Here is a 25,451-nt window from a genome sequence, read left to right on the forward strand (position 1 = left end):
CAACCATGATAGCGATTAACTGGATAAAAATAGAGACAAGCATACTATGAGTAATAATAACAATAAGAGCAGAGCGGGCGTTAGCTTACAAGAAAGCTGGGCTAGTAACATCAGTAATTATATATTGCTGCGCCGTCAGCAAACGCACTTAGCGTATAACGTCACTGAGGCTAATGCTGATAGTAAGCAAATCGATAAGACGGAACAAAATGGCTTATTTACTGCTTTATTCGTTATGTTGGCCACTCATTTAGAAGAGGGACATACTGTACTCACCATTGAGGAAACTGAGCATGAAGTGCCGCTTAGCGGTCAAATCAATGGCGAGCTAATCACCCTATATGCCTGGCAGCAGCAACTATTAGAGATGCTAGCAACGCCCATTCTAGCACTGATTGACATTCAAACAGTTACTCAGCAAGAGGATGATTCTACAGCTGAGTTATCATTATTTATCCTGCTAGACATCATGTTTGGTAAGCGAGCTCAGCTATGGGCGCAGCTGGCACTTACTAATCGTGAAAAAGAGATACTTAGCAAACGCTTTGATGCGGTTGCTGCACTTTATCAGATAGTGAAAAACACGAATCTAAATTCCTTCATTCAGTCCATTCATGAGCATACTTTGTTCGCTGACGCTAATTCTAACGTGAATAATAAAAATAGCCTAAGCAAAAATAATCAACCTATTATGTATCAGCATATTAATAAACCAGAGGCTGATACACAAAATATTAAGATCACTTTTTGGTTACATCGAACTTGGCAAGCAGAATTCAACTTAGCACAGCACATTAATACTATTTTGAACCAACAGATAAACCCTTTAGAGATAGCGATACCGGAAAACCTACATGAGCAGCAGGTAATGGCTATTAATGTCGCTAATAACAATGCCTTTAGCATTATTACTGGTGGTCCCGGTACAGGGAAGACCTATACGGTTGCTCAATTAGTAATTGCTCTGCAACAAGCTGCAGAGAGTGGGGGTGATGAGCATGGAAAAATTCGGTTCAGTACGGACAGGGCCAGCCTAGCCTTAGCAGCACCGACTGGTAAGGCCGCACAGCGAATGCAGGAGTCCTTACAAGCGGCTCTGGATGCAGCAGATGTACAACTACAGCTGCAAGAAGCCAAGACTATTCATCGTTTGCTAGGTATTGGCCGGACTGGTAGACCTCGTTACAATGCAAATAACCCACTCGGCGAAGATATTATCATCGTTGATGAAGCATCTATGCTAGGGGTAGAGCTGGCTAATCATCTTGTGAGTGCGGTGAAACCAGGCGCTAGGCTTATACTATTAGGGGATGCTAATCAGTTAGCAGCGGTAGATGCAGGGGCAGTACTGGCTGACTTATGCCGCATTCCATTGCTACAACCTATACATGCAAAGCTAACAGAGAGTCGCCGATTTAGCGCAGACTCAGGGATTGGGAAGCTTGCCAATCAAATTAATAAGACAGAGGCAGATACTCAAGCCATTTGGCAATTACTAAGACAGGACAAGGCACTGAGTTTTCAATATGTAAATACGTTGCAAATAGAGACAGTTATAGATAATAAGATACAAAATAGCCTAAGCAATTATAGAATTATTTCAGACCTCACTCTAAATTACCGTCAATACCTGAATAAAGTTGAATCACTACTAAAGAATCCAGTAGAAAAATCCATGCCAGAATTAGTAAAAAGTACAATTACTTCATTAATGCAAACGTTTAATCAGTTTAGAGTCCTAAGTGCTGGTCATAATGGCGAGTGGGGTGATCACTACATTAATAATCATATCACTCAATGGCATCTTACTAAGCTAAAGCTACCGCTAGGTCAAAATACATGGTTTCATGGTCGTCCCGTTATGGTTTTACAAAACAACTATGAACTTGGATTATTTAATGGCGATATTGGTTTTTGCTTGCAAACAGGAGATGAAAGAAGCCGACTTGAGGTGTTCTTTGAGAATAAAGCACAGGGAATTGCTGTCAATCTGTTAAATGAAGACGTTATAGCCACAGCATATGCAATGACCATTCATAAATCGCAGGGGTCTGAGTTTGATCATGTGGCCATTACTTTTGATAATAGTCATGCAAGGCTTTTGAGCAAAGAGCTTATTTATACGGCGGTAACCCGCGCTAAAAAACAGGTGTCTATATATAGTACAAAACATGCTTTCGAAAAAGCCGTTCAGACACCGACTGAGCGCCATACGGGTTTGGCATTGCAGTTTTAGTTAGTATTTATCGCATGTATTATCACACTCAAATACATATACTTATCAATAAGCAATAAAAAAGCACCCATTGGATGCTTTTTTACTATGCTATTTTTTTACTATGCTATCAAGTCAATCAAAAACTGATTAAATCTTGTCTTCTTTAATAGCGTAGATACCAGGCAGATGACGTAAATAACCATGGAAGTCCATACCACAGCCATAAACATAGCGATCTGCAACATTAATACCAACGAAATCAACATCGAAACCTTTAACTTTACGATCATGCTCTTTATTAAGGAGAACACATGATTCAATCGATAAAGGTTTTTCCTTGCTCAATTCTTCAACCACTGCTTTTAAGGTGATGCCTTCATCAAAAATATCATCGATTAATAAGACATGCTCGCCTTCAATGTTAACATCAGGCTTAAATTTCCAATCAAGCTCATTGGTTCCTTCGTTATCACGATAGCGCGATGCATGGATATAATGCATACGATGATAAAAAGTAAGGTGAGTCAGTAATTGACCGGCTGGGATAAGCCCGCCATTCATAACGACCATAACAATCGGATTTAGACCAGCATAGTGCAGATTAAGCTGTGCGGCTAAACGCTCATAAGCGGCAGCAACTTCTATACTGCTGATTAGGCATTCTGAGTTACGTAATGTTTTTTCAATTTCTTGATTGCTGATTTGGGTCATCGGACGTGCCTTTGGTAAAAAGTGCCGCTTATTTTAGCAAATTTTCGTGAATATGCCCAATGCCAACTGGCTTTTGAGGCAAAATTAATCAAATATTGGCACTTATTCTGGCTTTTCTACGATAAAAGGGCGGTAATAGTTCGCCAAGCGATTCAATGAGCTGTCTGGCAAATCAGGTAACAACTTATTAAGTGCCATATTCATGCCTTTATCGATAGCTGCTTTGGCAACAGGTACAGATTTGCGTTTAATCATACCCAATTTTAAGGTTTCAGCAAAACGGCTAATAAAGTGAGTTAAAGTTTCTTCGTTCATGGTTTCAAGTGCGGTTTTAAATGTCTTGGTATCCACATGTTCAGGAGTAATGGCTGCAAAACCTTTTTGAATGATGGCAGTATGTTGTTCTGTGAGCTTAAAACCCACACGTTTTAGACCGTCATTATCGATAAAGGTTGCTCGATCTCTTAGAAAATGGAAGCTTGGCAATACTTCTTCGTTATTTTCTTTACCCAGCAAAATGTTAAGCAAGGTATCGGTCGCACGTTCAACAGTGACAACCACTTTACGCATGGACGCTTGGCGTTCAGGATTTGGGATAATGTCAACCAGACCAACCAATAAATTATCAATAAGATCACGCGCAGTCTGATGCGTTAAAGCATCGCGATATGGGTAGTATGGTACTTCCTCATTCGATGCAACGATTTGCTCAGCTTCAACGATTAATGCTTTTAATTTATCTGAAGGTACAAATCCAAAATAATGCGCCATTGTGCTTCCTTTATTTGTTGTTTTCGAGGTTTAACTAGCGTTACATTCTTCGTTAAATCGGTTAGTATTTAAATGGGTTGCCAACCAAAGATTCACCATATCATATACTGACTGATGACGTCTGCTAACTATAAAGTTCAGCCGTATTAATGGATGATGATATGACAAAATTTCTATCAACTGCTTAATTGCGTATGGTCAGGTGCTCTGAGTCACCTGCCGAAGACTAATTTAACATATTTTTTATATTCTAAATTAAAAAGCTTGAACTTATAAGGCTACCCATTACTTGTCTAAGGAGAGATAAGATGAATAGTGCAATCGTGCTATTGTTTGCTGTTGCCGCTATGCTTGGCGGTTATGTGTTTTATTCAAAATTTATCGCCACTAAAATTTTGGCATTGGATAATAGTATCCCCACGCCAGCACATACCATGAAGGATGGGGTAGATTATATTCCCACTAATAAATATGTGTTATGGGGACACCATTTTACTTCAGTCGCAGGGGCAGCACCGATTATTGGTCCTGCCATTGCGGTTATTTGGGGCTGGGTACCTGCTATCATTTGGGTGGTATTAGGTACTATTTTTATGGCGGGTGTCCACGACATGTCTGCCATTTGGGCAAGTATGCGCAATCGAGGTCAATCGATTGGCTCGATTGCCGGTACGGTCATGGGCACACGTGTGCGTAGCTTGATGATGATCGTTATCTTCTTATTATTACTCATGGTAAATGCGGTATTCGGCGTCGCTATTGCTAATATGATGATAAAAACCCCATCCGCTGTGCTGCCTGTTTGGGGCGCTTTGATAGTCGCCTTTATCATCGGTCAGTGCATTTATCGCTATAAGATGAATCTGGTTTGGGTATCAATCATTGGGGTTACGGCTTTATATGGGCTTATCTATCTTGGTCCTATGTTCCCTATTGTGTTACCTGAGACATTCTTAGGCTTACCTGACAATGCTGTTTGGATTATTATTTTGTTTGTCTATGCGGCAATCGCGTCTTTGTTACCAGTCTGGATGCTGTTGCAGCCGCGCGATTACATCAATGGCTTGCAGTTATTTGTCGGTCTGATTTTATTATATGCCGCCATCTTTATTGCGACTCCTAATATTGTCGCGCCAGCGATCAACACAGCATTGCCAATCGGTACACCATCTATGTTGCCTTTATTATTTGTGACCATTGCTTGTGGTGCAATCTCAGGCTTTCATGGTTTGGTAGCGACGGGTACGACGTCTAAGCAAATTGATAAAGAAGAAGATGTGCGATTCGTTGGTTACTTCGGCGCCATGGGTGAGGGCATGCTAGCACTTGGTGCGATACTTGCGGCAACAGCAGGCTTTGCAACCCTTGGCGACTGGCAAGCCGTTTATCAAAAATTTGGCGATGGCTCTATTGGTGCCTTTATTGATGGCGGTGCAACCATACTGAATGCAGGCGTCGGCATTGATATGGTTTTATCGCAGACGATGCTAACGGTAATGGCAGCCTTGTTTGCTGGTACCACGATGGATACTGGAGTACGTTTGCAACGCTATATCTTCCAAGAATTTGGTGAAATTTATAAACTGCCCGTGCTGAATAAGAGTGTGGTGGCAACATTGCTTGCTGTTGGTAGCTGTCTATTATTAGCATTCGGTGCTGGTGGCATCGATGGTGCTGGTGGTATGATTATTTGGCCGTTATTTGGCACGACAAATCAGCTCATGGCTGCACTAACCTTGATGATTGTCACCGTTATCTTATTACGTAAAGGCAGACCAGTATGGTATACCTTAGGACCATTGTCGTTCTTACTGGTCATGACGGTTTTTGCATTATTGATTCAGCTAAAAACCTTTTTCAATGACGGTAATTGGCTGCTTGTTATTATGGATATCATTATCTTGATAGCCACAATCTTAGTGACGTTTGAGAGTTTATCAGTACTCCGTAAAGAATGGTCGATACACAGAGGCAAAAGCAACCTCTAAGCCATGTTGAATGCCTAGTTAAATACTTACTGAATTACGATAAAAGCGCTAGCAGCAATTGCTGGCGTTTTTTGTCTCATATAGGCATGATAGATAATAAGCATACGCAAAATAAGGGTCATTATGGAAAAGGCAGATATCACAAAACCTATAAAAAATATTGAGCCATGGTGGCAACGGTTTGCGGCTGGGTTAAACGAGTTTTATCATGCGCCGTATCGCCAGACGATGGCACGCGCCGCGCGTGATGAGGAAGATTTTTTTATGCTACTCATGTTTGCGGAAAGCTTAGGCATCGATAATCCGGCAAGCTTCTATACGCTAGAATTGCAGCCTTTGTTTTTAGAAAATTTCCATGAATGGCATACACGCATGGGCATGGATAGATGTCCCTTTGATCATGTTGGTTGTTGTTAGTTTCCTTTGAATTAATTAAAACGAGATAAAAGTATGGCATTACATCCATTGCCTGCATTTGTAGAGCAATTAATGACACAGCCGATTATATTTATCGGTGGCAAAGGCGGAGTGGGTAAAACCACCACTGCCGCTGCACTTGCCAGCTATTATGCCAATCAAGGTAAAAAGACGCTGATTGTCTCGACTGATCCGGCACATAGCTTGGGCGATGTGTTAAACGTCCCGCTAAAAAATCAAAAAACAGTCGTAACCCCTTATTTGGACGCTATTGAACTAAACCCTGACATCATCGTTGATGAGCATTTTGCCCAAGTTGAACGCACCATTACCTCTTATGCCAATCCAGATATGATGCCAAAAATTCGCGAGCATCTACGGCTATCAAAATCAGCACCTGGTGCACAAGAAGCCGCGATGCTCGAATCCATGTGTCACCATCTAGTCGAAGCAGCAGATGCCGGCTATGAGCACGTCATTTTTGATACCGCACCGACGGGACATACACTGCGTTTATTAGTGCTGCCTGAGATGATGGGGGCATGGACGGATGGATTGCTCGCTCAGCAGCGAAGGCAGGCAAAACTGCGTTCAGTGGCAAATCATTTGGGCAGTCATGAACAAGACAATAATAAAAACGACTTAGCCAATCCATTTGCCGAAAAAAAGAATGATCGCTGGGAGCAAGCAGTATCTGTACTAGAAAAACGCAAACAGCTGTTTCGTCAGGCAGGGTTGCTGCTTCATGACCGTACACAAACCGCCATTGTATTAGTGATGACGGCTGACGTATTGCCACTGGCTGAAACAAAGCGAGCGATAGAGCAGTTAGAAGACAGTAAGCTTATGCCAGCCGCAATCGTTATCAATCAGTTGATAGCTCTGACCCAGTCCGATACGTTTTGGCGTCGTCGTGCTGAGCGCCAACAGCAATTAATGCAAGATATTGAGCAAAGCTTTCCCAATTATCCGCTATACCCAATATATCTACAGCAAACCGACGTACGCGGTACTGATGCCTTAAGTGCATTAGTAAGCCCAGCATCATAAAGCCCGTCAGTAAGAGATATTATCTTTAACATGTTTATGCATTATGGCTGACCCTGATACGACGACAGCTTACTTGCCAGCGACCATGCCATATCTGCGCGTAATAACTGCGCCTGCTCAGACTTGCCACTACTGAGTGATGACCACTGCGGTTTGCCACGAGCTTTTTTTAGCTCACTTGGCAGTTTGTGCGTTGCCCATGGCGTTATAGCATTATTATTCCCAGCGTCAGTATCACCAATTGACGCCTCACCCTTATATATCAGCTGCGTAGCATCTGTTGCTGCATGCCCACGGTGACGTAGCGCAGTGAGCAAATCTATCGCCCGAGTAGCTAGCAGGGTCAATGTTGCAGGGTCGATATATAACCGCTTAACCCCTGATATTTTATCGGCGATACTGCCAGTATTGGATAGCAATCCACCTGCGATGCCACCGATGGCAGCACCCAACCCCAAGGTTGTACCAAGAGCCGCCGCATCAATACCCAATCCTAGTAACGCGCCAGCCGCAGCGCCTGATGTGGTGCGAATGCCATAACTTTTGAGAAGCTCAGGGTCGAACGGGTCTTGCTGATAGGCCTGTAGCTCAAGTGGCGTTGCCGCTACGTCATTGTCATAAAATTTATATAAACTAAGCAAATTATGCTGCATTGCGCGTTCACTCTGTCTAACCGCTTCTTGCATTTGCTGTAATACTGGCATGGGATCATCATCTTCGCCAATCTCTCGTACAAATGCTGCGACGTTTAACAAGAAATCTGCAATGATAATATTGGCTTCATCATATAACTGTGCCCAGTTTTCAGTGCGGAGCGCCATTAATTGCTCAAGCATTTCAGAATGGGTAAGCATAGTCGCAAGATTCTGCCATAAACGCATCTCATCGTTAAATTCAAATGCAACTGAATCAAAGCGCGTTGAGATATGTAAGTTACGTCTTGCCAGCATAGTCTGCCAGTCATCAATATTGGCATCCTGAGCATCAGTGAAATTAAATACCGGCATAACAGGAATCGCGGCCCAAGATAAAATAGCCAGCTCATCTCTATATTTACCGAGTACCGGCTCACGTGCATCGACAACATAGATGGCCATATCACTTGCCAGCAGCTGCCGAATCACTTTGGCTTCTTGGCTATAGTCCTCATTGCTACTTAGCGCATCACTACTTTGAGCAATATCAGCTGCCAAAAACTGTTGCAGGCGCTCAATACCATCACGGCGACTGGCGGTATTATCCTCAAGCCAATCCATCAGCCCTGATGCGTCCTCCAAACCTGGCGTGTCATATAGAGCCACCAACACTTCACCAGTTTGACTATCCGTCAGTTGGGCACGCTCTACATGACGGGTAGTTGCGGCTTCATTTTTTACTTCACCGAAATAAACGTCACGCAATAGAGTACGTAATATAGAAGTCTTACCCGTATTGGTATGACCAACGACCGCAAGCTTTAATGCCTCACCACTAGCGATGGTTTTTTTAGCTGTCCTGTGGCTAGTCTCTGGTTCACTTGATGACTGTGTGGCTAATCCAGACGATGATGCTTGAGGATTTACCTCATACGCTTTATCAGAAAAAAGCCCTGCAGGCTTATCGGTTTTTTGCAGACTGTTCTGCGCATTATTTCCCTGATTATTATTGTCATTATTCATAATAGAATCTTATATTGATTGGTAGTATCCAAAAACATCATAGCCATTTATTGTAGAACAAATTGATCTATATTTCGGTATGAGTTCAATAATCCATCGACTAAAAAAAGGTTTTCAGTTATTAATCAAACCAATTTTTCGAGCAGATAGGGCGGTTTGCCATTGCTGGTAACGAACATATTGTTTTTCTAAATTCGAGTCTGAACCAGCATTTGAAACATCATTGCCCGTATTATGGTGCTCTGTCAGACTCAGGCTATTGTCCTCTAACAGTTGTACAATCAGTCCATGTTTGGCGTGATTGGCGATCTGATCAAGTTTACGCAATGTACCACGGTCAGGCAGCGCTTTAAAATGAATACCAAGCAATACCTGTACCGGATTTGCATCTAGGTAAGCCTTTAGCCGTGCCATATCTTCACGGTCATCAAGAATACCAAAATTCTCAATATCAGTCGTATCAGTAATGCCTGTAACGAAACCCGACTGCCACCATTGGTTTTGCTCCGCTGGATACTCTAATAGCGCAACCAGTTTTTTGCCCGCACTGACTTGGGCTTTTGGGGCGATAGGCGCGGGGGCTTCTTTAAAGTCATCAGCATCCACCACATGACGCTGCCAAAAATTCAAAATCTTTTGATAATAGGGCAGCTTGATATCCAAACGCATCTTTTTACGACGGAACATCAAGGCACAAAATACCCATGCAATTGCGCGTGGGACAATCCCATACATCAGCAAACTACCAACCAACAAGCCTGCCCATTGCCGTGCGACAGACAAAGGCATAGCATCAGTCACTAATCGGCTCTGTACGATAGCCGTACTGTCCGGAACATCGAATCCAACCATACTTGGTAACCATCCAAGTACTTGCGTCAAAGTAATTAGCGCCTGATCTGACAGCAGCGTTGACTCCCAGCTAAAGCTGTATTGACGCACAATCAACAGAAAAATAATCGCAAGCAGCATACCAGTCAGTGTGGCAAGCCATAACTGATGACTAAATCTGCCCAAATACCAACGCATACCGCTGTGTTGCAGCTGCCGCTCATATAAATTCACCGCTGCCTGAGTTACATCATCTTTACCACGTATCAAATAACTGGGACTGACAAAGCTGGCAAACCAGTTTGAAGACTGCTTGCCTTGATTGATAAGCGTCATAGCTAGCCAGCCCAGAAGCATAAGACTATGAAAACCCAATAAGCATACCAAGACGTAAAAGAAGTTCACCACATTGGTCTGCAATAAGGTAAATAAGCCCAAAAATCCCGAGAGACAGCAAATCACGCTCATAACAACCATGATGCCTTTGATGCGACCATCAATCTTACCAAGCACGCCTGCCAGCGCGGCATTGCTGTCTATTCGTGACGCTCGTCGATGCAGTTTTTGCAGTGGCGAGCCTTCTTCATTTTGCAGCTTTTCAGTAATGAGTAGCGGGTCAGTGGCAAAGACATGCTGCTGCGTCTCAAGAGTACGTACCAGCTCAGTCAATTGGTCTTGGGGCGATAGCATGGTCTGATGTCCGTATAATCAATGGTGAAATGAAATATCAAAATGTGTTGAAAATTATAATCATAAAAGCGTATGTGTTGATGCAATTGTTACTTTATTTCTGAAGGTTATAGATGTCAATTTTAACGATATTTATATTGCTAACAAAAAAACCTGACCATATGGTCAATAATAACTGGCAGTTATTATAAATAAGCGGTATGCTAAAAACACATTAGAATCCTGATTTAAATGTTTTATCAAATATTCATCCCTATTCTAATGTCAAATTCAGATTATACACAGCGCTATCTGCCGCTATAAACAAAAGTGGCGCTATAGCTGACCAATAATAAAGATTGATGAATAAAAGGGCGATACGCCTTTTTAGCAATGATAGGTAGAGTATTTGGTTTTATAACAATCTTGAGTCCCATTCTAGGAGTTGTCGAAGAACAAGCCTAGAACATATCAACAACAGAACACGAAGGACGGCTATTTAATATGGATATTAAATCTACTTCTCAATCGGCAGTTGCTCGCCCAGAAGATGAAAACTTGGGTGTTGGCGCCAATATTGCTTATGGCTTTCAACACGTACTGACCATGTACGGTGGTATTATTGCGGTTCCATTAATTGTGGGACAGGCAGCTGGATTATTACCCGCTGAAATTGGCTTGTTAATTGCCGCCTCATTATTTATCGGTGGTCTTGCGACTTTATTGCAAACGATTGGTGTGCCATTCTTTGGCTGTCAGCTGCCACTCGTACAAGGTGTATCGTTTGCGAGTGTGGCAACCGTGGTTGCGATTGTGACAACGGGGGGTGGACTACCTTCTGTGTTTGGTGCTGTCATTGCCGCCTCTGCTTTGGGCTTTTTGATCACGCCTATTTTCTCCCAAATTATCAAATTCTTCCCGCCATTAGTGACTGGCACCGTCATTACTACTATTGGTTTGACCTTGATGCCAGTCGCTGCCCGCTGGGCAATGGGCGGCAACAGCAACTTACCTACCTTTGGTAGTATGACCAATATTGGTCTTGCTGGCTTCACGCTAGCGATGGTGTTATTACTAAGCAAGCTTGGTAATGCTGCGATCAGTCGCCTATCGATTCTATTAGCGATGGTCATTGGTACTTTTGCTGCTTGGGCATTAGGCTTGGTTGATTTCTCTGGTATTACGACAGGCTCTATTTTTGCTTTCCCATCACCGTTCCATTTTGGTATGCCGACCTTTGAGATTGCGGCAATTATCTCTATGTTTATCGTGGTATTGGTTATTTTGGTTGAAACGTCAGCAGATATTTTGGCGGTTGGCGATATCATTGAGACAGATATCGATTCAAAACGTTTGGGTAATGGACTACGAGCTGATATGGCAGCCAGTATGATTGCCCCTATATTTGGCTCATTTACTCAAAGTGCTTTTGCACAAAACGTAGGCTTAGTTGCCGTAACGGGTGTTAAAAGCCGTTTTGTAGTCGCTTATGCCGGTATTATTTTGGTTATTTTGGGCTTGATGCCGATTATGGGTCGTGTTATCGCTACTGTTCCTACTGCCGTACTTGGCGGCGCCGGTATCGTATTGTTTGGTACGGTTGCAGCCAGTGGTATTCGTACGCTTGCGCAGGTCAGCTACACCAATAATATGAATCTAATCATCGTTGCGACCTCCATCGGTTTTGGTATGCTACCGATTGCAGCGCCAGCGTTTTATGATCAATTTCCAGACTGGTTTGCAACGATTTTCCATTCAGGTATCAGTTCTGCTGCCATCATGGCCATTGCCCTAAACTTGTTGTTTAACCACTTAAAAATAGGCAATTCAGACCAACAGTCCGTATTTGTTGCTGGTACAGAAGACCGCTCGGTACGTCCTGTAGTGATGATTGATCTATATGAAGGTGATTATTTTACTGAAGGCAAATTGTTTGATTGCGATGGTAAAGAGATACCTATATCAAAAGAACCAGCGCATCACTAGAAGCTAAAATCAAAGGCTAAAAAAAGCCAGACAATTAAAGCAAACGTATAAAAAGCTGCCTGTTATGGCAGCTTTTTTGTTCTTGTGTATATTCTATTTCATCAAAATAATAAGGCTGCGAAAATTTATCACATGATCAGCGTTCAATATAAGTGACACACTCCCCCTATGGTAAATAGGTTTACATTGAATCAATATAGTAGAAGTAGTTTTAATATTGCGTTATAACCCCTATAAATACTCACAAGGATGAACGCCTTATGAATACTAAAAATTATTTTATCATCGGTGGTACAGGCGGTATCGGTAAAGCCATGGTTGAACAATTGGTACAAACTGCAGCCAATGAACACGCTAGCACCCTTACGAATAATGATATGCACACCAATACTGACATCCGTGTCTTTGCCACATACCATAAAAGCGTGCCTGATTTTGAAGCAGAAAATCTGTATTGGATAGCGATGGATATCTGTGACGAGCAAAGTATCAAACAAGCAGCTGATGCGATTAAGCAGCAAACCACACATATAGATTGGGTGATTAACTGTGCTGGATTGCTGCATACCAAGACGCGTCAGCCAGAAAAATCACTACAACAGATTGAAAGTGAGTTTTTTTTACAGAATATGCAGGTTAATGCTTTGGCAAGCTTGCTCATTGCCAAGCACATCAAACCGCTATTGGCGAAAGCTGAACGAAGCGCAGACAAACCGGCGATTTTTGCGACGATATCGGCAAGGGTAGGTAGTATCAGTGACAATCAACTCGGCGGGTGGTACAGCTACCGCATGAGTAAGGCGGCGCTTAATATGGGTATGAAAAACCTGAGTATTGAATGGAGTCGCTCTCTTAAAGACGTCTGCGTGGTAGTAATGCAGCCAGGCACTGTCAACACCCAGCTATCAGCTCCGTTTCAAGGCAACGTAGCTGACGGGCAGCTATTTTCGCCAGCCTATAGTGCTGAATGCTTGCTTGAGGTACTCAGTAAGATGGGTGCTGCCCAATCAGGGAGTTTTGTGGATTGGGCAGGGGAATCTATACCGTGGTAGGTTTTAGAATGAGCCTTATTTCATTAGAAATTGACGAGTTAAGGCGATCAATAGGCGACAAATAAATCCATAAATTCGTTTACTGGTGTCTGCTCTAAACGCTGTTGGTCGCTACACAATGCAAAAATCTCTGTACAGCGACTGTCGATAAACCGTGTCGCAAGACTGGCACGGAACTTTGCCTCCAATATCGGCAAACCTTCAGTACGGCGGCGTTTATGACCGATAGGGTATTCAATCGCTACCTTATCGGTACTACTGCCATCTTTAAAAAACACCTGAATGGCATTGGCAATCGAGCGCTTGCTTGGATCATGATAGTCTTTTGAATAACCAGCATCTTCTTCAACGACCATCTTATGACGCAGACCATCAATCAAAATATGATGCTCGGCATGATAATCATCTTCATAGTTTTCAGCCATCAAATCACCGGTGAGTAAAGCCACTGCAACCATATATTGCAAACAATGATCGCGATCAGCAGGATTGGCCAGCGTCCCTTCCTTTGAGATGATCCGAATAGCAGACTCATGAGTCGTTAAGATGATTTTTTCAATCTCTTCCATGCGGTCATCGATACGTGGATGCAAGATAACGGCCGCCTCACAAGCAGTTTGCGCATGGAACTCGGCAGGGAAGCTTATCTTAAATAAGACATTCTCCATCACATAGCTGCCAAACTCGCGCTGGAAGGTAAAGCACCGCTCGTTTTCAGGCTTAAGCGCCAAATCCTTATTAGTATGACTAAAGAGCACATCATAAAAGCCCCATTGCGGCGCTGTCAATGCAGAGGGAATGCCCATCTCGCCGCGGCGCGTGATATCGACCAAACGTACGGCGCGACTGGTCGCATCCCCCGCCGCCCATGATTTGCGACTACCAGCATTAGGTGCATGACGATAGGTACGTAGCGCTTGACCATCGACGATAGCTTGAGAGATGGCAGCCATGATACGCTCATGTGGCAGTTTATAAAGTTTGGCAACAACAGCGGTCGATGCTAACTTCACTAAAAATACATGATCAAGACCCACACGATTAAAGGAATTGTCTAATGCTAACACCCCTTGAATCTCGTGCGCCATAATCATGGCTTCTAGCACTTCTTTCATAATAAGAGGTGCATGCCCCTGACTGACGTTTTGCTGGCTGATATAATCTGCTACTGCCAAAATCGCCCCTAAATTGTCAGAGGGGTGACCCCATTCGGCAGCGAGCCATGTATCATTATAATCAAGCCAGCGCACGATACAACCAATGTCAAAGGCAGCTTTAATAGGGTCTAAGCGATAGGAGGTGCCGGGGACACGCGCGCCATTAGGAGTAATTTGATCGGCGCAATCAGGACCTAAATGCTTGGTACATTCAGGGAAACGTAATGCCAGTAGTCCGCAGCCAAGCGTATCCATCAGGCAGTAGCGAGCGGTATTCCAAGCATCAGAGCTATTGGGTGAGTCGTTATCTATAGAGTAATTGAGTACATAATCGGCGATTTTTTCAATCTCGCTATCATACTCCGGTCGTACATTGCTTTCCACAGTAGACATAATCGTTACCTCTTCCTTGAGTCAGATATATAAGTGACTTATCAATCCTATTGCGAATCAATAAACCTGCTATCAAAAATAGCATACTCACAATCGAACCACAGTGAAGTAGTGTAAGACCTGCCTTGAGTGGAAAAATCTTTAGACCATCAAATACAGCAAACCAATAATAAACAACACTGCTAATATCAATAGCAAAAAGCTAAGAATACTGCTTGTCGTACCTGAGCTTTCTCTTTTTACTTTTACCTTTTTAATAATAGGTAGCACCATAATGACATGCTCAATACCGTCTTCAAGATAATGCTCGCCTTCAGGGATAAACCCAAGAGATTGGTAAAAGTTTAGTAGATAAGTCTGGGCTGAGATGATGATAGGTTTTTTACCGTATTTTTTACGACAATATTTGATAGCCTCTAGCATCATTTGACGGGCGACACCATCACCGCGATGTGCTGCTAAAACCAACACTCTACCAATCGATGGGATAGGACCTGATGGGGTTACGGCAGATTTTTTGGTATTAAAAACAGGCGGGATGATACGGCAATAGCCAATCAGCTGCTCGTTTTGGTGCGCGACCAGATGTAAGCAATCAAAATCGACCTCATCCATGTCTTGATAAGGGCAATTTTGCTCAACCACAAACACTTGCGAGCGCGCTTTTAAAATATGATACAGATCAACGGAGGTTAATTCATCAAAGGTTTTTATCGAAATTTCACAAGTCATAATCACACAGCTTCTAACGATTTAAAGGATAATCAAAAATAGGATGCAGCAAAGAGTGAGCATTATAACGATTTCGTACCGCATTAACTATTCAAGGTTTGACTGATTTTATCTAAGTTCAGGCTATCTGACATGGCACTGAATATTTCAAAATACTTGCCGCCTTTATGGTAGAGATCCTCATGGGTGCCGGTCTCGACCACGCGCCCATCTTCTATCACTACCAAGTCATCGGCATCAATGATTTGGGCAATATTGTGTGAGACCATAATCACGGTTCGGTCTTTTTTTATCAGGTCCAGGCTTTTCTTTACTTGCTGACTGGCTATCGCGTCTAAGCTAGCAGTAGGCTCATCCAAAAACACAATAGGCGGATCCTTTAAGAACATCCTTGCCAGCGCAATACGTTGCTGCTGTCCACCTGATAGAGATTTTGCGGTACTCTCATAGCCTTTGGATAACGACATGATTTGCTCATGAATAGAGGCTTTTTTTGCTGCAATCACAATATCATCGTCACTAGCACTCATATCACCATAACGGATATTTTCGCCAATCGTACCCGAAAAAATATGATTGCTTTGTAGTACCAACCCGATATTTTGACGCAACTCATGAGTATCACAGTCGGCTAAATTATGCCCATCTAAACATATTGTGCCGATGTCTGGCGCGTAAAACTTTACCAATAGGCTAATAATCGTACTCTTGCCAGCACCGGAGAGGCCCACCAGCGCAGTAATTCGATTGGGTTTGATGGTAAAGCTGACATCTTTTAGCGCTTGGGTGCCATTAGGATAAGTAAAATCAACGTTTTTAAGTTCAATGAGACCTTTTAAGTCTTTACTGCTTCTGCCAGTGATGTTCTCAACTTGGCTTTCATCTTCTAAAATCTCAAAAAATCCTTCGGCATAGGTCAGCGCATTGTTGATTTGGTCATAAATACGATGTAATTGACGGATAGGAGCGGCGACGTTTTGGAATAGCATGACGTGGAATAAAATCATCCCGATGGTCATTTGACCTTTTAATACAAAGTAGGCGGTCAGTAAAATAATCACCACCACGCCGATTTGCTCAATAAAGGTCTTTACTGCATCATAAATAAAACCAATGCTACGAATACGCAGCTGATTATCGGTCATGTCTTTTTGAATCTGTAAATGCTTCTCCGCCTCGATAGACTCGCGGACAAACGATTTTACGACACTGATAGAATTAATCAAAGAGATAACCATCCCACTTTTGGCTTCTCTAAAGCCACGCATCTGCCGGCGAAAACCTTGCAACCGTCTCGCTTGTTTTTGACTAATAAAAAAGTAAATCGGGATGATAATCAGACCAACCAAGCCTATCCAAAAATTGGTCGAAAACATGATAATCAGTGAAACGATCGCGCTAGCAAACAGCGGTAGCATATCGATAAAGAAGTTTTGCACCAAGCTTGTAAGACTACTAACACCATAATCGATACGAGTTTGCAATTTTCCGCTGTCGTTTTCACTACTGGTATAAAATGCCATGCGGTAGGTTAAGATGCGCTCAATGATTTTTTGGGACAAGTCGCGAGACAAGTTAATACGAATCTTTTCGCCAAAAAAGCGCTGACCAAAAGAGATAAATATCGACAGTATCTCTTTGGTCAAGAGCACCGCACTGATAATGGTCAGCATGCGCAGACCTGCTTCCCATGGCTCGGCAAGGGTAGCGATTTCGGTCAAGGTATCAACGGCATAGCGCAACACAAAGGCATTAACTTGCGCGGTAAAGGAGCCAAGCACCGTTAAGATTAGCGTAGCGATAATTAAGGTTTTGTAAGGCGCGGCAAATACCGCCAGTTTTTTTAGAATATCCCACAACAGCGCCCGCCGTTCTTTTTTCTCGACCGGCGGCTTTTTATCTAACTGCACATGGCGTGACTGGGGACGGGTTGGCATAAAAATTTAGCTCATGGATTTTAATGTTTTACTAAATCATATTTATATTAAAATTATTAAAATAAAGTTTGGTATTATATAGAGCCATTCTTTGTTCTCTTTTGGTGGACGCCATTTGAAAATGCTTCCTTATATCTTGATTAGCCTGTTAGGCGGTGCCATTGTTCCGCTCCAGCTGGCTATTGTCAACGCTTTTCGAGAAAGTACGCAAGCTTCGCAGATCCAATCTACCTTTTATTTATACTTAGGAGGTGCATTGGCTTCTCTAGTGCTGTCCTATATGATGAGTGGTGGTATCAAGCCGCCAATAATTGAAAATGCGACATGGTGGATGTGGTTACCAGGATTTTTAGGCAGCTTTTATATCTTGTTTATGTTTATTGCTGCGCCAAAAATAGGCGCAGGTAATACATTGCTCTGGGTTTTTCTAGGGCAAATGTATTTTGCCTTGATTCTAAGCCAAACTGGCTTATTTGGCTTAGAGGTTAAAACAATAGATATCTATAAAATTTCTGGTTTAGCCTTAGTCACTATAGGCGGGATGTTAATGATATATGGAGAGAGTAAAGTAAACGGTTAAAAAGCATCCGCTGGCACAAAAACTTCACCAACCATGATACGACGTGCTGAGCGACTCATCGAGACTTTTTTGGCTTGCCAGCGCCCATCGACCAGTTCAGTTTTTCCACCGACGAGCAACGTACCTGATGGGTGACCAAAACGTACTTCATCGAACTTCTGACCACCAGCGGCCTCATTAACCAGTGTACCTTGTGTGGTTGCCGCTGCTGCAATGGCGACGGCTGCTGTACCCATCATGGCATGATGCAATTGCCCCATGCTCATAGCACGTACCACCAAATCAATCTCGCTAGCATCAACCGATTTGCCACTAGAGGCGGTATAGCTCTGTGCTGCGCCTACCCAAGCGACTTTAGGAATATGTTGGCTGGTCTGCGCCTCGCTCACATCTTTAAACAAGCCCATCGCAACGCCGCCTTTGGCGCGGATAGTCTCAAGCTTGGCAAGTAGCTCACCGTCGCTGTTGATATTGCCTTGCAACTCAGTACCCGTAAAGCCTAAATCTACTGCTTTCAGAAAGATAGTTGGGATGCCTGCGCTGATAAAAGTGGCTTTGACGCTGTCGGTAGTTAAGCCACAACCAGATACATCGAAGTCATCGATTAGATTGTTTGTCGGGAACATGTCACTAGATGAATCAACTGGATCGATGAACTCAATTTTGACTTCAGCGGCTGGGAAGGTCACACCGTCTAATTCAAAGTCACCGGTTTCTTGCACTTGTACCTTGCCTTGCTCATCTTGATACACAGGCACGTGAGCGATAATGGTTTTACTGATATTCTCTTGCCAAATATGCACTTCACAGATGCCAGTATTCGCACTATTGGCGATCTTATCAGCATCGATCAGACCCATATTAATCGCACAAGCGCCAACTGAAGCGGTTAAGTTGCCACAGTTTCCCGCCCAATCAATCATTGGCTTGGCGATATTGACTTGTCCAAACAGATAGTTCACGTCGTGATCTGATTTGTCAGAGGCCGATAAAATGACCGTTTTTGACGTGCTGGAGCTGCCATTACCTAAGCCATCGATTTGCTTGCCATAAGGATCTGGGCTACCGATGACACGTAGCAAAAACTTATCACGTGATTCACCAGCAACTTGGCAACGCTCAGGTAAATCAGACAGTTTAAAAAACGTGCCTTTTGACGTGCCACCGCGCATGTAGGTAGCCGGAACTGAGATTTGTGGGGCGAATTTTGGTTTTGATTTAGAATTGGTTTGGGTCACTGTATTAAGTCCTTTTTACATTGTTATAAGATTGGGTATGGTGCCATCAGCAAGTAAACCCGAACGACTAAGAGCGCTTGTTAATAATGATAGCGACAAGAAATAATCGTGAGGTAATTATCATCGACGGCATATACCAACCGATTGGCATCATCGATGCGTCTTGACCAAAATCCGGATAGATTCTCTTTTAGGGGCTCAGGCTTACCAATGCCTTCAAACGGATTACGCTTACATTCGGTGATGAGCTTATTGACACGTTTGAGTGTTTTTTTGTCTTGTGTCTGCCAGTACAAATAGTCCTTCCACGCAGCATCTGTCCATGCTAGTTGCTCACTCATTATCAGACCTTTTACGTTTATTAAAGCCTTTGAGCTCAAGCATTCTCAACGTCGCTATCCGTATGCTCATTGTTATCGCTGCTACCATTACTTTTATCACTGCCTTCTGCCGTATCAATGAGCTCACGCGTAACAGTCTTGCCAGCTTTATATTGGGTAATAGATTCCGCTAAGTGCGCCGCATTGGCAGGAGATTTTAATAGATAGACGGTTTCCATCAGACTATTGTAATAATCAAGCGACATTACAACCGCATCATCAGCGTCACGACGGGTCACGATAGTGGCGTTGGCATCATCGTTTACCGTATCTAGAACGGACTTTAAGTGCTTTCTGGCTTCTGAAAAACTAATGACTCTCACAACATACTCCATAACTTGTACAATATATAGTACATATTACGCCATTAATTAAGTAAACTCAATATTTAGCTACTATCTAATACTTAGGTATAAGTAAGAAGGCTCAGTGTGTAGAATGCAAAAGCAAATAAAAGCCGATGTCATATAAGGTTATACAACATCGGCTCTTTGATTATTTCACACTCATGACACTTACGCGATATCTAACGTGCCATCGATAAACTCTTTGGCAAAGCGCTGTAGCATCCCGCCTGCGTTATACATTTTAACCTCATCAGCGGTATCTAAACGGCAAATGATAGGGGTTTCAGTCGTGCTACCATCAGCACGGTTAATCACCAGCGTCATCATGCCGCCAGCAGAAACTTCGCCTGTGACATCAAAGACTTCCGTACCATCTATATTTAGGGTGTTCCGAGTCGTACCTTTTTCAAACTGCAAAGGTAGTGCACCCATACCAACTAAGTTTTGACGATGGATACGCTCAAAATCTTCAGCGACCACCACCTCAACGCCTGCTAAACGCACGCCTTTGGCAGCCCAATCACGGCTTGATCCTTGACCATAGCCGTCACCTGCGATAATGATCAGCGGCTGTTCACGGTTCATATAGGTTTCGATTGCTTCCCACATGCGCATGACCTGACCTTGTGGTTCAACCCTAGCAAGCGAACCTTGGATTACTTCACCTTTTTCATCACGTACCATTTCATTCAATAGCTTTGGATTGGCAAAGGTTGCACGCTGAGCCGTTAAATGGTCGCCGCGATGGGTGGCATAAGAGTTATAGTCTTCGCTTGGCAGACCCATGGTATCAAGGTACTCGCCAGCTGCTGAGTCGCCCAAAATCGCATTAGACGGTGATAAATGGTCAGTGGTAATATTGTCACCTAATACCGCTAATGGACGCATACCTTTTAGCTTATTCATCGCTGCCATTTTGCCTTCCCAATAGGGTGGACGACGAATATAAGTGGTCTGATCACGCCAGTTATATAGTGGACTGAGCGCTTTACCCGTATCTTTTTTGGCTTCATCAAACATCGGGATATACACGGCATTGAACTGCTCAGGCTTCACGGCAGCAGCGACAATAGCATCGACTTCGTCATCATCAAACCAAATGTCTTTTAGATAAACATCATTGCCATCCATGTCTTTGCCCAATGAATCTTTTTCAATATCAAAACGGATATTACCGGCGATAGCATAAGCGATGACCAGTGGCGGTGACGCTAAGAACGCTTGCTTGGCATACGGGTGGATACGACCATCAAAGTTACGGTTACCCGATAATACCGCAGTGGTGAACAGATCGTTATCGATGATTTCTTTTTCGATATCAGGATCAAGCGCGCCACTCATACCATTACAAGTGGTACAAGCAAAGCCAACCACGTCAAAGCCGATTTCTTGTAGCTCAGGCATCAGACCCGCTTCTTCTAGATACATTTTGACGGTTTTTGAGCCGGGTGCTAATGACGATTTCACCCAAGGCTTACGCAATAAGCCTTTCTTATTAGCATTACGGGCGACAAGACCAGCAGCAACCATGTTGCGAGGATTAGACGTATTGGTACAGCTGGTAATCGCGGCGATAATCACCGCGCCATTTGGCATCAAACCATCTTTTGGCTCTGGTAATTTATCACCCTCACCGTGAGCAATACCTTTCGCAACCAAATCTGTGGTTGACACGCGCGCATGCGGACGTGAAGGGCCTGCCATATTACGGACTACTGATGATAGATCAAACTCAAGCACACGTGCATATTCCGCATTTTCCATGCCGTCAGCCCATAGACCGGTCTGCTTGGCATATTGCTCAACCAGTTTAATTTGTGCTTCACTACGACCTGTTAAGCGTAGGTAGTCAATGGTTTGCTCATCGATATAGAACATCGCTGCGGTTGCGCCATATTCTGGGGTCATGTTTGAGATAGAAGCACGGTCACCGACGCTTAATTGGCGTGCCCCTTCACCGAAGAATTCAATATATGTAGATACCACGCCTGCATCACGCAAGAACTCGGTCATAGCCAATACCAAATCGGTACCAGTAATGCCTCTTTGTAATTTACCAGTTAGCTTAACACCTACATAATCAGGGAGACGCATATAAGACGGGTTACCAAGCATGACGCTTTCCGCTTCAAGCCCGCCAACACCGATTGAGATAACGCCTAAGGCATCAACCATCGGCGTATGACTATCGGTACCGACCAAGGTATCGGCAAACGCCACTTGTTCACCGGCTTTATTTTGCACCACTTGTACAACCGGTGACATTTTTTCTAAGTTGATTTGATGCATGATGCCGTTACCCGGTGGTACGACGTTCACATTATCAAAGGCATACTGACACCAGTTGATAAAGTGAAAACGATCATCGTTACGGCGCTCTTCGATAGCACGGTTTTTCTCAAATGCATTTTCTTCAAAGCCTGCATGCTCAACAGCCAATGAATGGTCGACAATCAGTTGCGTTGGAACAATCGGATTCACTTTTGATGGGTCACCGCCTTGTTCAGCGATGGCATCACGTAGACCTGCCAAATCAACAAACGCGGTCTGACCTAGGATATCGTGGCAGACGACGCGAGCAGGGTACCAAGGAAAATCTAAATCTTGCTTGCCTTCGATATGTTGCTTGAGCGCCGCCGTTAAATCTTCTGGCGGGCAACGACGTACCAAGTTTTCACACAGTACTTTTGAGCAGAACGGTAGCTTGTCATACGCGCCCGCTTCGATGTTTTCGATTGCTTCACGGGTATCAAAGTAATACAAATCTGTGTCAGGTAATGGCTTTTTAAAGGGTTCATTCATCGGTTGTACAAGGGCGTTGTCCATAAGTCACCTTTAGCTGTTGGCTGGTTTAAATTCAAAAAATAGTCATTCTTTTAGCAAAATCATCAGTGAAATGAGACGTTAGAAGAGTGCTTTGCTAAAAAAATACGGTTAAAAAGACAGTGAGGTTATTAAGAAAAGGTTTAACTACTAAATTGTTGTATATGTTTAGCAGTTAAACCGCCTATCTCACATAAGTATTTATGCGAGATAGTAAATATATATGGATTAACGCGCACTCATCTCTGGTACTGGGCGCAGCTCTTCACCGGTATATTCCGCACTTGGGCGAATGATACGGTTATTGGCACGTTGCTCAAACACGTGTGCTGCCCAGCCTGTTAGACGCGAGCAAACAAAGATTGGCGTGAACAGTTTGGTTGGAATACCCATAAAGTGATAGGCAGACGCATGGAAAAAATCAGCATTACAGAACAACTTCTTCTCGCGCCACATGACTTCTTCACAGCGTACTGATACTGGGTATAGCACTTCATCACCAACATCTGCTGCCAGTTTTTCAGCCCAACCTTTAATCACGACATTACGTGGATCTGATTCGCTATAGATAGCATGACCAAAGCCCATAATCTTATCTTTACGCGCTAGCATTGCCATCATCTCAGACTCTGCTTGATCAGGAGAAGTAAAGCCTTCAATCATATCCATCGCCGCTTCGTTGGCGCCGCCATGCAAATGACCGCGTAATGAGCCAATCGCGCCAGTGATACAAGAATGAATGTCAGATAAAGTAGATGCACAAACGCGAGCGGTAAAGGTTGAGGCGTTAAACTCGTGCTCTGCATAAAGAATCAGTGAGACGTTCATTACCTTAGTATGTAGCTCGTTTGGTTTTTCACCTTTTAGCAGATGTAAGAAATGACCGCCAATGGTATCGTCATCAGTTTCAGTTTCGATACGCACGTTGTCGTGGCTGAAGCGATACCAGTAATTGATGATTGATGGGAAAACCGCCAGCATACGGTCGGTTTTATCGTTCTCTTGTGAGAAGTCAGTTTCCATCTCAAGGTTACCAAGCATCGAGCAACCGGTACGTAATACGTCCATCGGATGGGCGTCCGCAGGAATACGCTCAAGCACATCTTTTAATGCTTGTGGTAAGCCACGTAAACCTTTCAATTTAGTTTGATAAGCATCAAGCTCACTTTGGGTAGGTAAGTTGCCGTATAGCAACATATAAGCCACTTCCTCAAAGATGCACTTGTCTGCCAATTCTGAGACATCATAACCACGATAAGTCAGACCTGAGCCTGATTTACCAACGGTAGATAGAGCCGTCTTACCTGCTACTTGACCACGAAGACCTGCGCCCGAAAGTTCTTTTTGTGCTGCCATGATAAATTCCTTTTGTTGGTAGCTTGTGTTGGATAAAAGATAAAGGTACTGCAAATATCAAATACTGCGTTGACATCCTCATTGCTAGAAAAACCAACGCTTTTAACCGCTAAAACTACTTATTATCTGCAAATAACTTGTCTAGCGTTTGTTCAAACTCATGATAGTTTAAGAAGTCATACAGCTCCATACGGGTTTGCATGGTGTCAACAACTTTTTCTTGTGTGCCATCAGTCAATAGATGCTGATATACGTTTAATGCCGCTTTGTTCATCGCACGGAAGGCTGACAACGGATAAAGCACCATATCGACACCCACCGCGTATAACTGCTCGGTGGTATATAGATCGGTCTGACCAAATTCGGTCATATTAGCTAGGACTGGAATATCAAGCACATCGGTAAACTTACGGTACATCTCAATATCAGTGAGTGCTTCGGCAAAAATCATATCAGCACCAGCTTCTTGAAAAGCAACCGCGCGCTCAACCGCTGCATCAAGACCTTCGACAGATAGGGCGTCGGTACGTGCCATCACCACAAAATCTTTGTCCGTCTTGGCATCAAGTGCCGCTTTTAGGCGATCAACCATTTCTGAGATACTAACGATTTCTTTATTTGGACGATGACCACAACGCTTTTGCGCCACTTGGTCTTCGATATGAACCGCCGCCACACCGGCTTTTTCCATTTTACGAATGGTTTGAGCAATATTAAATGCACCACCAAAACCGGTGTCAATATCAACCAATAATGGCGTATCAACCGCATCGGTAATACGGCGCGCATCTTCTAAGACGTTATCAAGGCTAGTCATACCCAAGTCTGGCAAGCCAAATGAGGCATTGGCCACGCCAGCACCAGAGAGATATAAGGCTTGATGACCAACTTGAGTTGCCATCATTGCTGTATAAGCGTTAATCGCGCCAGCAATCTGTAGCGGTTGATTATTATCATTTTTTTGTTTCATTGCACTGCGAAAGCGAGCGCCAGCTGATAGGGTCATGTCGTGGTCCTTACGTGGAGGGAAGATCTTGTCGTTATCATTCGCGATTCAATCGTTGTGCTTGATTATAACCAATTATTCAGGACTACAAAGCGGGATTTTCATTCAACTCTTAATATAAATTAAATTCATAAATTAAATATATTAATAA

The 25,451-nt window shown here is 43.4% G+C and carries 19 protein-coding genes and 1 pseudogene; 7 read left to right on the top strand and 13 right to left on the bottom strand.

Going from position 1 to position 25,451, the window contains the following annotated elements; all coding sequences use genetic code 11:
• Positions 1-46: 46 nt before the first annotated feature.
• On the top strand, positions 47-2,236 hold the full coding sequence (recD, locus tag JMX89_RS07640; RefSeq protein WP_201551319.1) for an exodeoxyribonuclease V subunit alpha: 2,190 nt from the start codon (positions 47-49) through the stop codon (positions 2,234-2,236).
• Between the two features lie 129 nt (positions 2,237-2,365).
• Here recD and JMX89_RS07645 read toward each other — a convergent pair whose 3' ends face one another.
• Positions 2,366-2,929, bottom strand: a complete 564-nt coding sequence (locus JMX89_RS07645; RefSeq protein ID WP_011513626.1) for a hypoxanthine-guanine phosphoribosyltransferase — start codon at positions 2,927-2,929, stop codon at positions 2,366-2,368.
• A gap of 102 nt (positions 2,930-3,031) precedes the next feature.
• Positions 3,032-3,700 carry a hypothetical protein gene (locus JMX89_RS07650; protein ID WP_133104339.1) on the bottom strand — a complete coding sequence of 223 codons (669 nt, stop codon included), beginning with the start codon at positions 3,698-3,700 and terminating at the stop codon, positions 3,032-3,034.
• 308 nt (positions 3,701-4,008) lie between these two features.
• On the opposite strand from JMX89_RS07650, the gene JMX89_RS07655 reads away from it, so the two are divergent.
• The 3 genes from JMX89_RS07655 (at position 4,009) to JMX89_RS07665 (ending at position 7,155) form a co-directional block, all read left to right on the top strand.
• Positions 4,009-5,688 carry a carbon starvation protein A gene (locus tag JMX89_RS07655; RefSeq protein ID WP_201551321.1) on the top strand — a complete coding sequence of 560 codons (1,680 nt, stop codon included), beginning with the start codon at positions 4,009-4,011 and terminating at the stop codon, positions 5,686-5,688.
• A 123-nt stretch (positions 5,689-5,811) separates the two neighbouring features.
• Complete coding sequence (locus JMX89_RS07660) at positions 5,812-6,105, top strand: cory-CC-star protein (protein WP_011513629.1); 294 nt, start codon at positions 5,812-5,814, stop codon at positions 6,103-6,105.
• 33 nt (positions 6,106-6,138) lie between these two features.
• Positions 6,139-7,155 (top strand): ArsA family ATPase, encoded by a 1,017-nt coding sequence (locus JMX89_RS07665; RefSeq protein ID WP_133104341.1) that lies wholly within the window; start codon positions 6,139-6,141, stop codon positions 7,153-7,155.
• A gap of 41 nt (positions 7,156-7,196) precedes the next feature.
• Here the strand turns inward: JMX89_RS07665 and JMX89_RS07670 are convergent, their stop codons facing one another.
• Positions 7,197-8,813, bottom strand: coding sequence for a DUF3482 domain-containing protein (locus JMX89_RS07670; RefSeq protein ID WP_201551323.1), 1,617 nt, complete (start codon positions 8,811-8,813; stop codon positions 7,197-7,199).
• 114 nt (positions 8,814-8,927) lie between these two features.
• A complete protein-coding gene (locus JMX89_RS07675; RefSeq protein ID WP_201551325.1) occupies positions 8,928-10,334 on the bottom strand; it encodes a DUF2868 domain-containing protein in 1,407 nt (468 codons plus the stop codon).
• A gap of 483 nt (positions 10,335-10,817) precedes the next feature.
• On the opposite strand from JMX89_RS07675, the gene JMX89_RS07680 reads away from it, so the two are divergent.
• Both JMX89_RS07680 and JMX89_RS07685 read left to right on the top strand, forming a co-directional pair.
• On the top strand, positions 10,818-12,299 hold the full coding sequence (locus JMX89_RS07680) for a nucleobase:cation symporter-2 family protein (RefSeq protein ID WP_133104344.1): 1,482 nt from the start codon (positions 10,818-10,820) through the stop codon (positions 12,297-12,299).
• 260 nt (positions 12,300-12,559) lie between these two features.
• Positions 12,560-13,351: an SDR family oxidoreductase gene (locus tag JMX89_RS07685; protein WP_201551327.1), complete on the top strand. Its 792-nt coding sequence runs from the start codon at positions 12,560-12,562 to the stop codon at positions 13,349-13,351.
• Positions 13,352-13,398: 47 nt separating this feature from the next.
• Here the strand turns inward: JMX89_RS07685 and JMX89_RS07690 are convergent, their stop codons facing one another.
• The 3 genes from JMX89_RS07690 to JMX89_RS07700 all read right to left on the bottom strand — a co-directional run bounded on the left by JMX89_RS07690 (position 13,399) and on the right by JMX89_RS07700 (position 17,570).
• Entirely contained in the window at positions 13,399-14,901 is a 1,503-nt protein-coding gene (locus tag JMX89_RS07690) for a bifunctional 2-methylcitrate dehydratase/aconitate hydratase (RefSeq protein WP_201531738.1), read from the bottom strand.
• A 141-nt stretch (positions 14,902-15,042) separates the two neighbouring features.
• Complete coding sequence (locus tag JMX89_RS07695) at positions 15,043-15,633, bottom strand: GNAT family N-acetyltransferase (RefSeq protein WP_011513636.1); 591 nt, start codon at positions 15,631-15,633, stop codon at positions 15,043-15,045.
• Positions 15,634-15,716: 83 nt separating this feature from the next.
• The gene (locus JMX89_RS07700; protein ID WP_227673047.1) at positions 15,717-17,570 is read right to left on the bottom strand and encodes an ABC transporter ATP-binding protein; all 1,854 of its coding nucleotides are present in this window, start codon (positions 17,568-17,570) and stop codon (positions 15,717-15,719) included.
• A 115-nt stretch (positions 17,571-17,685) separates the two neighbouring features.
• Between JMX89_RS07700 and JMX89_RS07705 the strand changes: the two genes are divergently transcribed.
• The gene (locus JMX89_RS07705) at positions 17,686-18,150 is read left to right on the top strand and encodes a DMT family transporter (protein WP_133104347.1); all 465 of its coding nucleotides are present in this window, start codon (positions 17,686-17,688) and stop codon (positions 18,148-18,150) included.
• Here JMX89_RS07705 and prpF read toward each other — a convergent pair.
• The 6 genes and pseudogenes from prpF to prpB form a co-directional block, all read right to left on the bottom strand.
• The gene (prpF, locus tag JMX89_RS07710; protein ID WP_201531737.1) at positions 18,147-19,388 is read right to left on the bottom strand and encodes a 2-methylaconitate cis-trans isomerase PrpF; all 1,242 of its coding nucleotides are present in this window, start codon (positions 19,386-19,388) and stop codon (positions 18,147-18,149) included. The two genes, JMX89_RS07705 and prpF, sit on opposite strands and share 4 nt — an antisense overlap.
• Before the next feature lie 80 nt (positions 19,389-19,468).
• A complete protein-coding gene (locus tag JMX89_RS07715; protein ID WP_149491611.1) occupies positions 19,469-19,729 on the bottom strand; it encodes a Txe/YoeB family addiction module toxin in 261 nt (86 codons plus the stop codon).
• A gap of 113 nt (positions 19,730-19,842) precedes the next feature.
• Positions 19,843-20,091, bottom strand: a pseudogene (locus JMX89_RS07720) (type II toxin-antitoxin system Phd/YefM family antitoxin); the annotation flags it as partial.
• Between the two features lie 192 nt (positions 20,092-20,283).
• Positions 20,284-22,917 (bottom strand): Fe/S-dependent 2-methylisocitrate dehydratase AcnD, encoded by a 2,634-nt coding sequence (acnD, locus tag JMX89_RS07725; RefSeq protein WP_201531826.1) that lies wholly within the window; start codon positions 22,915-22,917, stop codon positions 20,284-20,286.
• A gap of 249 nt (positions 22,918-23,166) precedes the next feature.
• Positions 23,167-24,294: a 2-methylcitrate synthase gene (gene prpC / locus JMX89_RS07730; protein WP_201531734.1), complete on the bottom strand. Its 1,128-nt coding sequence runs from the start codon at positions 24,292-24,294 to the stop codon at positions 23,167-23,169.
• 115 nt (positions 24,295-24,409) lie between these two features.
• Positions 24,410-25,300 (bottom strand): methylisocitrate lyase, encoded by an 891-nt coding sequence (gene prpB / locus JMX89_RS07735; RefSeq protein WP_201531733.1) that lies wholly within the window; start codon positions 25,298-25,300, stop codon positions 24,410-24,412.
• Positions 25,301-25,451 lie beyond the last annotated feature (151 nt).

The organism is Psychrobacter sp. DD43, assembly GCF_904846555.1.
Classification (GTDB): Bacteria; Pseudomonadota; Gammaproteobacteria; order Pseudomonadales; family Moraxellaceae; genus Psychrobacter; species Psychrobacter cryohalolentis.

Excerpts from the sequence above, each read along its gene's own strand:
- recD (WP_201551319.1), top strand. The coding sequence starts at position 47 with ATGAGTAATAATAACAATAAGAGCAGAGCGGGCGTTAGCTTACAAGAA.
- JMX89_RS07645 (WP_011513626.1), bottom strand. The coding sequence starts at position 2,929 with ATGACCCAAATCAGCAATCAAGAAATTGAAAAAACATTACGTAACTCA.
- JMX89_RS07650 (WP_133104339.1), bottom strand. The coding sequence starts at position 3,700 with ATGGCGCATTATTTTGGATTTGTACCTTCAGATAAATTAAAAGCATTA.
- JMX89_RS07655 (WP_201551321.1), top strand. The coding sequence starts at position 4,009 with ATGAATAGTGCAATCGTGCTATTGTTTGCTGTTGCCGCTATGCTTGGC.
- JMX89_RS07660 (WP_011513629.1), top strand. The coding sequence starts at position 5,812 with ATGGAAAAGGCAGATATCACAAAACCTATAAAAAATATTGAGCCATGG.
- JMX89_RS07665 (WP_133104341.1), top strand. The coding sequence starts at position 6,139 with ATGGCATTACATCCATTGCCTGCATTTGTAGAGCAATTAATGACACAG.
- JMX89_RS07670 (WP_201551323.1), bottom strand. The coding sequence starts at position 8,813 with ATGAATAATGACAATAATAATCAGGGAAATAATGCGCAGAACAGTCTG.
- JMX89_RS07675 (WP_201551325.1), bottom strand. The coding sequence starts at position 10,334 with ATGCTATCGCCCCAAGACCAATTGACTGAGCTGGTACGTACTCTTGAG.
- JMX89_RS07680 (WP_133104344.1), top strand. The coding sequence starts at position 10,818 with ATGGATATTAAATCTACTTCTCAATCGGCAGTTGCTCGCCCAGAAGAT.
- JMX89_RS07685 (WP_201551327.1), top strand. The coding sequence starts at position 12,560 with ATGAATACTAAAAATTATTTTATCATCGGTGGTACAGGCGGTATCGGT.
- JMX89_RS07690 (WP_201531738.1), bottom strand. The coding sequence starts at position 14,901 with ATGTCTACTGTGGAAAGCAATGTACGACCGGAGTATGATAGCGAGATT.
- JMX89_RS07695 (WP_011513636.1), bottom strand. The coding sequence starts at position 15,633 with ATGACTTGTGAAATTTCGATAAAAACCTTTGATGAATTAACCTCCGTT.
- JMX89_RS07700 (WP_227673047.1), bottom strand. The coding sequence starts at position 17,570 with ATGCCAACCCGTCCCCAGTCACGCCATGTGCAGTTAGATAAAAAGCCG.
- JMX89_RS07715 (WP_149491611.1), bottom strand. The coding sequence starts at position 19,729 with ATGAGTGAGCAACTAGCATGGACAGATGCTGCGTGGAAGGACTATTTG.
- acnD (WP_201531826.1), bottom strand. The coding sequence starts at position 22,917 with ATGAATGAACCCTTTAAAAAGCCATTACCTGACACAGATTTGTATTAC.
- prpC (WP_201531734.1), bottom strand. The coding sequence starts at position 24,294 with ATGGCAGCACAAAAAGAACTTTCGGGCGCAGGTCTTCGTGGTCAAGTA.
- prpB (WP_201531733.1), bottom strand. The coding sequence starts at position 25,300 with ATGACCCTATCAGCTGGCGCTCGCTTTCGCAGTGCAATGAAACAAAAA.